This is a genomic window from Anabaena subtropica FACHB-260, assembly GCF_014697105.1.
GTDB lineage: Bacteria > Cyanobacteriota > Cyanobacteriia > Cyanobacteriales > Nostocaceae > Trichormus > Trichormus subtropicus.
Genome location: NZ_JACJRF010000012.1, coordinates 93,944 through 106,403, shown reverse-complemented (window position 1 = coordinate 106,403; position 12,460 = coordinate 93,944). Strand labels below are relative to the sequence as shown.

Annotated in this window: 8 protein-coding genes; 3 read left to right on the top strand and 5 right to left on the bottom strand. The window is 39.9% G+C overall.

What is annotated here, in order from left to right; genetic code table 11:
* Positions 1 to 626: 626 nt before the first annotated feature.
* From H6G18_RS09645 to H6G18_RS09635, 3 genes are all read right to left on the bottom strand, one after another.
* Complete coding sequence (locus H6G18_RS09645) at positions 627 to 2,192, bottom strand: CPBP family intramembrane glutamic endopeptidase (protein WP_190406874.1); 1,566 nt, start codon at positions 2,190 to 2,192, stop codon at positions 627 to 629.
* 146 nt (positions 2,193 to 2,338) lie between these two features.
* A complete protein-coding gene (locus tag H6G18_RS09640) occupies positions 2,339 to 3,049 on the bottom strand; it encodes a hypothetical protein (RefSeq protein WP_190406873.1) in 711 nt (236 codons plus the stop codon).
* A 177-nt stretch (positions 3,050 to 3,226) separates the two neighbouring features.
* Positions 3,227 to 4,264, bottom strand: coding sequence for an AI-2E family transporter (locus tag H6G18_RS09635; RefSeq protein ID WP_190406872.1), 1,038 nt, complete (start codon positions 4,262 to 4,264; stop codon positions 3,227 to 3,229).
* A gap of 641 nt (positions 4,265 to 4,905) precedes the next feature.
* Here H6G18_RS09635 and H6G18_RS09630 point away from each other — a divergent pair.
* A complete protein-coding gene (locus H6G18_RS09630; RefSeq protein ID WP_190406871.1) occupies positions 4,906 to 7,509 on the top strand; it encodes a M1 family metallopeptidase in 2,604 nt (867 codons plus the stop codon).
* An 81-nt stretch (positions 7,510 to 7,590) separates the two neighbouring features.
* Here the strand turns inward: H6G18_RS09630 and H6G18_RS09625 are convergent, their stop codons facing one another.
* On the bottom strand, positions 7,591 to 8,676 hold the full coding sequence (locus tag H6G18_RS09625; RefSeq protein ID WP_190406870.1) for a hypothetical protein: 1,086 nt from the start codon (positions 8,674 to 8,676) through the stop codon (positions 7,591 to 7,593).
* A gap of 433 nt (positions 8,677 to 9,109) precedes the next feature.
* On the opposite strand from H6G18_RS09625, the gene H6G18_RS09620 reads away from it, so the two are divergent.
* Together H6G18_RS09620 and H6G18_RS09615 are read left to right on the top strand one after the other, a co-directional pair.
* The gene (locus tag H6G18_RS09620; protein ID WP_190406903.1) at positions 9,110 to 10,828 is read left to right on the top strand and encodes an ABC1 kinase family protein; all 1,719 of its coding nucleotides are present in this window, start codon (positions 9,110 to 9,112) and stop codon (positions 10,826 to 10,828) included.
* Positions 10,829 to 10,885: 57 nt separating this feature from the next.
* Positions 10,886 to 11,263: a hypothetical protein gene (locus tag H6G18_RS09615; protein WP_190406869.1), complete on the top strand. Its 378-nt coding sequence runs from the start codon at positions 10,886 to 10,888 to the stop codon at positions 11,261 to 11,263.
* A gap of 275 nt (positions 11,264 to 11,538) precedes the next feature.
* Here the strand turns inward: H6G18_RS09615 and H6G18_RS09610 are convergent, their stop codons facing one another.
* The gene (locus tag H6G18_RS09610; RefSeq protein WP_190406868.1) at positions 11,539 to 12,459 is read right to left on the bottom strand and encodes an Npun_R2821/Npun_R2822 family protein; all 921 of its coding nucleotides are present in this window, start codon (positions 12,457 to 12,459) and stop codon (positions 11,539 to 11,541) included.
* Position 12,460 lies beyond the last annotated feature (1 nt).

Sequence of the window (12,460 nt, the reverse complement as noted above, 5' to 3'; positions counted from 1 at the left end):
GTAGTTTTTATTGCCTGGATTTCCTAAAACATATTTACCCAGTAAATAGTAAAATTTTTTACTACATTACTAAGCAAAAAAAAGCTTCCACAAACATAAGAGATATCCTAATAATATGAGATATCGCCTAATATTACTGTGTTACTAAATCGCTAAAGATAATTGTAATTACATCACCTAATACATAAGTATTACAGTATTTTAGAAAAAAATAATCTTTCAAGAGAATTAATTCTAATTACTGGTGAAAACACCTGTAATATATCACTTTCTACAAGTACATCAGTGTTATCTCCGGATTTTTTTGGAGACTGTTACAAGTATGAGGATAATCTCTCATGGAAATTACCTTTGTTAAGTATGTTATGGAGTATTTGCTTCAGCTAAAAATGTTTTTGTAGCTACTGAAGTAGAGAAACATCACTCACATCTTTATTGCAATGCTTTTGTCATTAGCTTTAGTGTAGAGTCAGATGGGATATGAACCGAAAAACTAATGAATAATTAATCTATTTATCCAGATGATACTAAAAGTTCATCTGGATTTCTGTAATCTATTTGACAATATGAAGTGTGCTAGTTTTGTTTTTGTCTATGTTGACCATTAACAATACTTACTAACTTCTTCAGTTGCTACTACCTAAAAGAAATAAGCTCAGTAGTGTGCCACTATTCCAGAGGCTATGAAGGAGTATAGGAGCCAGGAGGTTACGCGATCGCGTATATACTACACCTAAAACGATGCCTAAAGCGGTGAGTGGGAGAATTTCCGACAAACTGAGGTGAGCGACAGCAAACAACACAGCACTAGCGACAATTGATCCCCATACTGGCAAATAACGAGTCAAAGACGGTAATAAAAAACCGCGAAACAGGATTTCTTCAAATAAAGGGGCGGCGATCGCAGCTGTCACATAAAATATGCCCAATGCAGTAAAGTCTTGGCTTTCCAGTGCTAATTGCAATAGAGGGTTACTACCACCTTGTCCTTGCCATAACTGTTGATTAATCAAAGACACAATCACAACTATCGGCAAAGCTGCACAATAACCGCCTAGTCCCCACAAAAACCAATTATCCCGCAACCGGAAGCGAAACCAAAATTGAGGTAAGGGGAAAAAGCGTTTAATCGAAAAATACAGGACTGACAGCGCACCGGATGCTACTAATAAGTAACTTATTAAAACAGAAACAGCCTGGAGTCGTACATCAACTATGGGACGAGGTATGGGGAGGAGTAACAACAAAGAAGGAACAAAAATCTGTCCCATGAAGAAAAAGCCAACGACAAAAACCAAGAGAATTGTTTCTGCATCCCAAGGTGTTGACCAAGCTATGTCAGCATTTTGCCCTAACAAGGCTTCTTTTCCCTTGAGCAAGCGTTGAGCAACTAAGAAAATTAATAGGATCATCCCCACCAAAGCTGCCAAGCTGGGGACAGTACCAATCACAGCTAATTTAAACACAGCTTGACTAGCCGCCTCTTGTTGTGCGGATTGAACTTCTGTTAAAGCGTCTTGGCGTTGCTGGAGTTGATACAACTCAATCAAAGCTGTAGAACGAAACCAACCTTCTAAATTCTTTTGAATTAACTGTTGAGCATTGGGGAAGAGTCGTGGTGGTTCACTCCAAAGTCCACTCAAGACAGCCGCCGTTTGCTCAGTTTCTGTATTTAGTGCTGAAGTGTCACCTTTTTGTAATTCGCTCCAAGTTTTGATGGCTGTTTTTGTCTGTCCTTGTTTTGCTTGTAAAATTCCTAGCTTTAAGTCTAATTCAGCCGAGAATTTTTGCAGTTGTTGGAGAGACTGCTGCAACTGCTTTTCTTTGTCATTGCGAGAGGTATTAGTGGCGGGAGGAACATCGTTAACTTGGGATGGAGAACGCAGTTGTTCAAGTTGGTTTTGAATTTTCGTCAAATTCGTTTGCACTGATTGACGGGTTTTTTGATATTCCTTAGCGGCATTTTCCAGAGGCTTTTCCCCAAGTATCGCCCCTTGGATTACTTGAGAACTATCATCGTCGTTACTGTCGTCTGGTTTCCAAGCTTGTGCTTGCAGTGCAATATTGGTTTGGTACAGTTCCAAGCGACTCTGAAACTGTGGTTCTTGCAAACTACCAAATAAAGACGAAGCTGCTAACAAAGCTGCTATCGGCGTTAATACAAAAAATAAAACCAACCGCTTGATAGTCATCTGTCCCCCTTTGACGAACCAGTAGAGAGCTTGTCTCCCTTAGGAATTATCGCAATAAAAGTAATGGGTGGATAGATTTGATCAATAAGATTGGCGTAAATAGCTGTGTCGAGATGTGGATTTACAAAAATCCTCTAATATTTGGATTAGTTTTTTGGATCTAAAATGAATTGCGAATTGGATTGATTAACATGATAAGTCCAAGATTGATTCCGCCCCCCCACAACCACTTCCCAACCTTGGACTGGTCGATATTCCTTGGTGCAAATTTCCCCAAAGTTGAACTCACAGGGATTCCCAAAGGTTCTGCTTGTGACGTTGTTTATTCGTAGTTCTCGTCTGGGTACACGAGAACGTCTAGCAGTTTCATTCAAAATTTTATGAGCGATCGCTCTAGGTAATTGGCTATTTCCACTAACATTAGTTTTAGGATCTAGGACAACTTCCGTCCCAGATTGATTAACATGATAAGTCCAAGATTGATTTTGTCCCCGCACAACCACTTCCCAACCTTGGACTGGTCGATATTCCTTGGTGCAAACTTCCCCAAAGTTGAACTCACAGGGATTACCAAAAGTTTTTGGTGTAGTTTGAGTGATACTTAAATTAGTAATTTCTACTCCATAACGTCTGGAAGCATCATTTAATACTGCTCTACCGATGTATCCGGGTAAGCGATTCTGGGAGATTTGAGATATTTCTATGGAGTTTGTTGTAGGAGCTGCTGTAGCAGTATTACTACTAGCCAAACCGAATCCAGAAGATAACAGACTGGTTAAAGCCAGAGTTAAGATTAACTGTTTCGGAAACTTATGATTGCTGTTAGTCAGAGGGGATAGTTGGATGATGGATGTCATATAACCTCCTAATATAGTTCACACCTTTTAAGACACAGATACTGAAATACCCATAAGGTATCCACAGCAATTCGATTTGATTTTTGTTAGCCTAGCCTATGCTTACACTTCAAAGTCTCAGTAATTAGAGACATTGCTTACAAAATCTCTACTGAGAATATCTTTGATCTTTAATTTCTACCCTCCTCCTTGCATATCTTCAATCTCAAACAAGCTGATTAAAACTCCTGCTAAAGGAATAGACAAAAAGACTCCCACCAAGCCTGCAACCTTTGCTCCTACTAATAAAGCAAAGAACATAAAAACTGGATTCATATTGATTGAGCCTTGCATAATTCTTGGCATGAGTAGGTTTTCTTCTACTTGCTGGAGGATGATACAACCAATTAAAACTTGTATACTCACCCAAATTCCTTGAGGTAAAACAATTAGAGAAACTAGAGTAATTCCGATTGTGGCTCCGATGCCAGGAATTAAGTCAAATACACCAGCGATCGCTGCTAAGAATAAAGCAAAAGGTAATTGCAAAATAATGAATATAATAAATAATGAAGCGCCAAAAAATAATGATAATAACAAGCGTCCCCAAAAGAAACCTAAGAAATTTTGTTGAATTGCTGCTGTTATTTTAGGGCGAATATTTTCTGGAAAAAGTTTTAAAATAAAATTCCATACTCTTCTACCATCTAACAACATAAAGAAAGCTACAACTGCTATCAAAACTAAATCTATAAAATTAAATAATAAGCCTTGAATAGTTACCAAGCCAGTACCAATAAAAGCTAAAGCCTGACTCCTAATTTCTTCTTCTATTGTTTGAAAATCGACTTTAAAGTTAAAATTTGCTAAAATATTTTGTAACCTTTCTAATAAGGAAATGGCAGAATCTAAAACCTGTGGTGCTTGATTAACTAACTCTTGGGCTTGAGATAAAATTGCAAAGCCTAGCGTAGCTATCAACCCTAATACAATGAGGAGACTGGTGAGAAAAACTAAGATAACGGCAATGCTGTGTGGGAAAAAACGCTCAGACCAATCCACTGGATAACTGAGTAAAAACGCTAGAATCCCAGCAAAAATAAAAATGATAATAACCGTGGCAAAATAGCTTAAAAATTGGACAATTCCCCAAGCGAATGCAAAGATTAATATATAGCGAATCAATTTGGTATTATTGAATTGCTCCCAGAGCTTATTACTGTTTGGTTTATTCATGTGTAGAAAATTTAATTTAGATGATATGTAGAAATCATATAAGATTCATACTTAATTTATGAAATATAAGTAGGGCGTGTTAGAGTCAGCGTAACGCATCTTTCCAGAAAGCTTTTGGTGCGTTAGGGCTTACGCCTAATACACCCTACTTATACTGATATTTTTAAGCGCAAGCGCAGGCTACGCCAACATAAATCAAATCGGATTCCTATAATTACTTTGTACATATAGAGCTAAAAAAAATCATCTAACTCTGGTAAGCAAAAAATCCAATATTAGTCTCATAGCCTTTTTTAATCGCTCTTGCTAGAGAAAAATTTCAACATCTTATTTTTCAAAACTTTTATCAATCTAGGCATAAGTTGGGGAGCCAATCACTCTATAACCCTACAAGGAAACCAGCTACAACCCAAACTTGTATATTAAAAGCGCCCTATTGGTTGTGCGCCACACCCTACAAATGAAACAAAACTTTTCCTCACCAGACACCTCTAAATTCGTGTTTTTTGAAACAAGCGACAACAGAGAGATAGTCTCGGACTAATGACTATTAACTAAATTTGGGAAATCTGCCAAATAGCGCTATTTTTGGAAAATATACTCAGTTAAAATTTGCAAATTAACAAGGCTAGTTAACGTCAATGCCACACTCGTATTCTTTTGACACAGATAGTAACGGACATAAGTCTTTTGAACTACCAGGAGCCAGGCCACACTATAATCCCGATCGCCCTGGACAAGTAGAGCATATTTTTCTCGATTTGGACTTGGATATCCCTAAGCAGAGTTACAAGGGAAGTTGCAGCATTCGTTTATTGCCTATCCGCAATGATATAGATCGTTTAACGTTGGATGCTGTTAACTTGCAGATCCAATCTGTACAAATAGATGAAGTAGCGCAAAACTTTGATTATGATGGCGAACAGTTGGTAATCCGACTGTCTGAACCAACCCAGATTGGCAAGCGGATATTAATTGCGATCGCCTATTCTGTAGAAAAACCCCAACGCGGTATCTACTTCATTCAACCAGATTCACACTACCCTAAGAAAACAGTTCAAGTGTGGACTCAAGGTGAAGATGAAGACTCGCGCTTCTGGTTCCCCTGTTTCGACTACCCAGGACAATTGTCTACTTCGGAAATTCGGGTGCGAGTTCCTAAACCCCTGATGGCGATTTCCAACGGCGAACTGATTGACACTCAAGAAGACGGCAAACATAAAATTTACCACTGGTCACAGCAACAGGTACATCCTACTTACTTAATGACTCTCGCCGTTGCTGACTTCGCCGAAATTCGGGATGAATGGCAAGGTAAAGCAGTCACATACTACGTAGAAAAGGGACGCGAGGCTGATGCTAAACGCAGCATGGGCAAAACACCTCGGATGATCGAATTTTTGAGCAAAAAGTATGGTTATCCTTACCCTTTTCCCAAATATGCCCAAGTTTGCGTCAGTGATTTTATTTTTGGGGGGATGGAAAATACTTCCACCACTTTATTAACAGACCGATGTTTGTTAGATGAACGCGCCGCCTTAGATAACCGCAACACAGAAAGTTTAGTAGTTCACGAACTAGCCCATCAATGGTTTGGTGATTTGCTGGTAATTAAACATTGGTCTCATGCTTGGATTAAGGAAGGGATGGCTTCCTATTCTGAGGTCATGTGGACAGAACAAGAATATAGCGCCGAAGAAGCAGCATATTACCGATTACTAGAAGCGCGGAGTTACTTGAGTGAAGATAGTGGGCGCTACCGCCGACCAATGGTGACACACGTTTACCGAGAAGCCATTGAACTTTATGACCGCCACACCTACGAAAAAGGCTCTTGTGTTTATCACATGATTCGGGCGGAGTTGGGAGAAGAATTATTCTGGCAGACAATTCAAACCTTTGTACAGGATAACGCCCACAAAACTGTAGAAACGATAGATTTGCTCCGGGCAATTGAAAAGGCTACTGGAAGAAATTTAGCTTTCCTGTTCGATCAATACGTTTATCGTGGCGGTCATCCCGATTTTAAAGTCGTTTATTCTTGGGATGGAGAAGCCAAGTTAGCCAAGGTAACAGTTACCCAAACTCAAGTACCCGCAGATAAGAATCAAGATGTCTTTGACCTGAAAATCTCCATTGGTTTTGGCTATAACCAAACAACAGAAGCAGCAAAACTGCAAACTTTCACAGTGCGGGTACATGAACGAGAACAAAGTTTTTACTTTCCACTGACAGAAAAGCCAGACTTCATCAGCTTCGATGTTGGTAATCATTGGCTGAAGACTGTAACTTTGGAGTATCCTGTACCAGAGTTAAAAGCACAATTAGTATCTGACCCTGACCCGATTTCGCGGATATATGCGGCGATCGCTTTAGCTAAAAAAGGTGGTTTAGAAGCCACCAAAGCCTTAGCCGCATCTCTGAAAAATGAGCCATTCTGGGGTGTACGGGTGGAAGTTGCTAAACAGTTGGCAGAAATTAAGTTAGATCAAGCCTTTGATGGATTAGTTGAGGGCTTGGCAGACAAAAATCCTTATGTACGGCGGGCTGTGGTGCAAGCATTAGCAAAAATTAAAACTCGTGCCAGTTATAAGGCTGTCAAAGATGTAGTTAAAGATGGTGACGTTAGTTACTACGTAGAATCAGCAGCTTGTCTAGCTTTAGGTGCGATCGCCGCAATTAATTTCGATGACAAATCCAAGGAAGAAAAGGCAATCAAGCTTCTGCAATCGGTTCTAGAAGAGAGGGCTGGTTGGAATGAAATAGTCCGTAGTGGGGCGATTGGGGGTTTAGCTGAACTCAAAACCTCAGAAGCAGCGTTAGACTTGATACTTGAGTATACAAAACTTGGGGTATCGCAACCATTACGCCTAGCAGCCATTCGGGCATTAGGTAAGATTTCCGTCGGTCAAAATCCCGTGAATTTAGAACGGATTATTGCCCGGCTAGCCGAACTGTCCAAAGAAAACTTCTTTTTAACCCTGATGGCAGTTGTCGCTGCTTTAGGGCAAATGGAGACACCAAAGGCGATGGGAGTATTGCGATCGCTGGCTGAACAAACAGCCGATGGGCGTGTGCGTCGTTTTGCCGAGGAAGAACTGGCTAATGTGCAGAAAAACATCGGTACAGACAATGCCTTAAGGAAATTACGGGAGGAACTTGACCAACTCAAACAACAAAACCAAGAACTCAAAAGCCGTCTAGAAAATTTAGAGGCTAAATCTCAGACTGTTGCCAATAACTAGTGGTTCACCTCAAAAGGTTGGATAGCATCGTAGTAAGGGCTTTAGTGCTAAGAAAATCAGGACTAAAGTCCTTACTACAATCTATAAGGGTGGAGCCAAAGGTGCGCGTCTTGTACTACCGCCTCCACCTATGCTAGTTGGGCTATTGTTATCAACAATGTAAACTGCCCGATATAGCTTCATGATGTCGTCGTAAAAAGCACCAGCCCCAGTCTCAAAACTGTAACCATATTTTGCTTTAAACTCCTCTGGAACTCCTTGTTCTACTGCTATGTAATGTCCATCCCATCCTGCATCATCAACAACGTAAGCACCGTAATTTTGTAATGCACGAAACAGCTTCTTAGCTGCTGGTGTTTGTAATTGCAGACTGGTTTCGGTGACGGATGGAGGAATCGCCAATAGGGTTCCTTGGACAAGAGCAGGGTTTGTACCACCGTAATTAGTGGCTGCTGCACTATCAGCTCGGTCTGCTGGCCAGCGATATCCAGGAAGATTACTGGAATAATAAAGGTATTTTTTCCCCCATATCACAAACTTGATGGCGTGGCGAATTGCTTGATCGCTAGTAAGTTCACCTTTACGAATAGAACCGCCAATGGAAGACAGTCCAGACCCAAAATGCGCTCCACCTATTCCTTCACCAGATAAACTCAAATCAGGGTAATAGCGCCAACCATAAATTGGCCCGCTTTTTTGGCAACGAGCTAACGGCTCAAGCTGTACCAAAGTTTTACCATCTGGCATGAGAAAAGCGGAGGCATTGTTGGGCGTACTATATGGATTTAAGGTAGCGTCTGGAATGATTAAACTATTGGGAACAGGTAAAGATATATTCATTGAGTTAGTGCCAGAACATCTTTTAGTCCAGCTACCTGGAGAATAAACCGGACGTAAAGGATCACTAGCTTTTAGCTTGTAAAAGTATTCTCGATCTGGGCCAAACCAACCCGCCTTTTGAATGTTTGCTGGTATGTATTTAGCATCCGAGCCAATGGGCATATTCCAAATTGATGTGGTGGAAAATGGCCACAGCCAAGGATCTCTTGTCACTGTTTGACTATTAGTAGTTGAAGATGTCAAAAAAATAGTCACCACAATACTTACTATTGCCGCAAATATACGTAATTTCCACTTGCGGTAGCTGAAGATTGAAAACAATTTCATTAGCATCTAGCCTAGAAACTTCATCAGGGGAACTTAGTTATGACTTACGCACTAAGCGGCAAAATAGATAAAAATCTGTCTTTTTTAGCTTTTAGCCATTGCAGTCAGTTACGAGTAGTCATAACCAATGAATGATCTGTACGCATATAGTATGATTTATCTCTGTGCGTAAAAAATATCACTTGGTGATAGTCTTCCCAGACTTGGCTTGTAAATAACAGTGAAGAAGTTGTAGTTTTATAAAGTATAATTAATAAAAAGATAGAAATATCTGGGAAGTTCAATAGGCTAGAATAGCCGCGAACAACCCTAAGAATCAAGATTAATAGTTTTTTTTGCAGAAAACTACCCTTACCTTCGACTAGCAACCAACTTGCGGGTCAAACCACTAAAGGACACTGTAAATTTCCCAGAAGAAGAGGCAGACAAAGGCGTGGGTCAGTATCAACCTGGTCAGCTAAAGCGCTACAATCCCGACGCGATCGCTCGTTACTATCGTTATCGTCCCTGGTTAGCTTGGGGACGGCTACTCAAAATAACTTGGTTTTTTATCACGTTTATTTTGGGTTTAAAGTGGGATGAATGGCAAAATCAAGTAGAGCAGAATAAGGGAAAACGAGCTACCCAGTTGCGACATCTACTTACCCGTTTAGGCCCCACTTTTATTAAGGTTGGTCAAGCTCTCTCCACCAGACCAGACCTGATACGTAAAGATTTCCTAGACGAACTTATCAAGCTGCAAGATCAATTGCCAGCTTTTGATAATGCGATCGCTTATCGAATTATCGAATCTGAGTTAGATAGGCCAATATCAGATATCTATAGTGAGCTTTCCCCTGCTCCTGTGGCGGCGGCTAGTTTGGGTCAAGTCTACCGAGGACGTTTAATCAGTGGAGAGGAAGTTGCCGTTAAGGTACAACGCCCTCATCTACGCCCCACCCTCACCCTTGACCTTTATCTGATGCGCTGGGCTGCTAGTTGGTTAGCACCTTGGCTACCACTCAATCTTGGCCACGACCTAACTTTGATTGTGGATGAGTTTGGTACCAAGTTATTTGAAGAAATTGATTACCTGAATGAAGGGCGCAACGCCGAAAAATTTGCTCACAACTTCCGCAATGATCCTCAAGTTAAAGTACCAAGTATCTATTGGCGTTTTACCAGTAGTCGGGTTTTAACTTTAGAGTGGATTAACGGCTTCAAACTCACAGATACTCACAGTATTCGCCAAGCAGGTTTAGATCCAGAAGCGATTATCAGTATTGGTGTCACCTCAGGTTTGCAACAGTTGTTGGAATATGGCTTTTTCCACGCCGATCCCCATCCAGGTAATTTATTTGCCATGCCTGACGGTCGTATGGCTTATATTGACTTTGGCATGATGGATCAGTTGGAAGAAAACACTAAAGAAAGTTTGGTGGATGCACTAGTACATCTAGTCAACCAAGACTATAGTGATTTGGCCTTAGATTTTGTGAATTTAGGGTTTTTGACTCCAGATACTAATATTGCTCCTATCATTCCTGCATTGGAGACAGTACTAGGAAACGCCATTGGTAAAAATGTCGCAGACTTTAACTTTAAAACCATTACTGATCAGTTCTCCGAACTGATGTATGAGTATCCATTCCGAGTTCCTGCCAAGTTTGCTTTAATTATTCGCTCTCTGGTGACACAAGAAGGGATTGCTCTGAGTCTCAATCCCAATTTCAAAATTGTGGAAGTGAGTCATCCTTACGTAGCTAGACGCTTGCTGACTGGAGAATCTCCTGAATTAAGACGGCGGTTGCTGAATGTGTTGTTCAAAGATGGTAGATTTCAGTGGCAACGCTTGGAAAATTTGATTGCGATCGCTCGCACTGATGGCAATTTTGATGTTGTGCCTACAGCAAAGATGGGATTGCAATATCTCCTGTCTCCTGAAGGTCAATTTTTGCGCCACCAATTGGTGTTAGCACTCACAGAAGATGACCGTTTGCACACAGAAGAAGTCCAACGTCTGTGGTCTCTGGTGAAAGATGATCTCAAACCAAATCGCCTGTTCAATGTGGCGATCGGTCTATTAACAGATTTATCTAGAGAAGGAGTTGCGGCTATTTTGCCAAAAGCAACATATTCTGCCTTTTTTGATCAATCTCAATCAAAAAATTAAAAATTAAATTTTTTCATTTTTTTTCGACAATTTCATTAATTTCAATTGGGAGTTTTCATGTACTATTACCCTTTGCAACCGCCATATTTTTTACTACTTTTAGGTTTATTTGTAGCAATCACCTCTGGATTTGCTTTATCTGGCACACTGAAATTAGTAGTAGAGAAATGGCAAATCAATAGCGCAGAAAATTCTCAAGCTAGTTCATCTTTAAAAAAGCTTTTATCTGTGCCATTTTTAGGGATAACTAGTGGTATTTGCTTATTTGTTTCTTCTGGATTAGAAATCTTCGGCTTTCCTGACTCTCTAGCTTTAGGAATCGGTTTACCCTTAAGTGTGTTGACTTGTTTACTAATTTGGTTGCAATTAGGTAGTATGTTAACTTTTGCCGAACGCCAGGGCATGAAATCACTAGATTTAGATTCTTTACCTTAAACTAAGAGCCTATTTATAAAGTAAATATTAAGTAGGGTGTGTTACGGCTGTGTAAAGATTTGGGCGTGTGAGCAAATGATATATAGCCGTAACGCACCACTATCATACGGTGCGTTACGTGTTGCTTTAACGCACCCTATAAATTTAATGTTTACTTTATAAATCATCTCTAAATCATTAGTTAGTAGTAAGAACTTTAGTTAGTGCTTCATAAAATATTAGGACTAAAGTCCTTACTACTAACTTAAATCCAATTATCTGTAATAAATCTAGATTCAAGTAATTTTCAGTTGAGTTTTAAGCCGCTTTAATGCTTTTTGCCATTGATTTTGTTTTGGTGGTGCGGGTATAACAGCCGCAGGTAAGGCGGGATTGAGATTTCGGTAATGTTCCCAGATTTCCCAATAGGGACAACCTGGTTGAATACGAATACCTGCCCAATGGAGATATTGCAAGGTTTGATTGACTTGAGGATCAAATACTAAATTACCTTGAGTTTGAAAATGGGAAGAACCAGCCCAATTACCTGGGGCTTTACCTTCCCGGCGCACAATATTGAAGCGGCGAGGGATGCGCTTGAGCAACATATAATTAATAATTGGTTGATCAGAAGTCTTTTCTGAAAAATCAAAATATTCGGGATGCGCTGCACACTCAGTAAAGATGGCAAATAAATCATCTGCTGAAATTAAGTTTTTCTTGGAACCCCAAAAGCCACCATTAAAAATATCTTTAACTTCCGCTTCACTAAAAACGTTATCTTCAAAAACTTTAGAAGAGAAAACGTTTTTTATGCCACCTGAATGTTGATAATCACAGCAAATAAAATCTGTTTGTGCTAGATAGTTGAGATTATCAATGATTTTTTCAAAGACAACAATATCAGTATCAATATAAAGAAATTCATCAAATGGCCCAAACCAACAAGCCTGTTTACGGAATTGATTAGGGCGGGCAAAAAAGCGTCCACCAAAAGTTTCGTGTAATCTTTGAGAAAGTTGATCTATAAAAGCTAAATCACTATATAGTTGGACTCCATAGTGTTGGTTAAGTATGTCTGCTATTTTGTGATAATTATCATCGTAAGGAATCATCACTACTGGTGTATCGGCATCATATAATCGGATACTATTTAGTAGTGCGATCGCCTGATCAATGACTTTATCATTAGCTATGATATAAATTCCCCGACTCATA

What these genes read in the sequence shown, in the direction of transcription:
- H6G18_RS09645 (WP_190406874.1), bottom strand. Translation starts at nt 2,192, where the DNA reads ATGACTATCAAGCGGTTGGTTTTATTTTTTGTATTAACGCCGATAGCA.
- H6G18_RS09625 (WP_190406870.1), bottom strand. Translation starts at nt 8,676, where the DNA reads ATGAAATTGTTTTCAATCTTCAGCTACCGCAAGTGGAAATTACGTATA.
- H6G18_RS09615 (WP_190406869.1), top strand. Translation starts at nt 10,886, where the DNA reads ATGTACTATTACCCTTTGCAACCGCCATATTTTTTACTACTTTTAGGT.
- H6G18_RS09630 (WP_190406871.1), top strand. Translation starts at nt 4,906, where the DNA reads ATGCCACACTCGTATTCTTTTGACACAGATAGTAACGGACATAAGTCT.
- H6G18_RS09635 (WP_190406872.1), bottom strand. Translation starts at nt 4,264, where the DNA reads ATGAATAAACCAAACAGTAATAAGCTCTGGGAGCAATTCAATAATACC.
- H6G18_RS09640 (WP_190406873.1), bottom strand. Translation starts at nt 3,049, where the DNA reads ATGACATCCATCATCCAACTATCCCCTCTGACTAACAGCAATCATAAG.
- H6G18_RS09610 (WP_190406868.1), bottom strand. Translation starts at nt 12,459, where the DNA reads ATGAGTCGGGGAATTTATATCATAGCTAATGATAAAGTCATTGATCAG.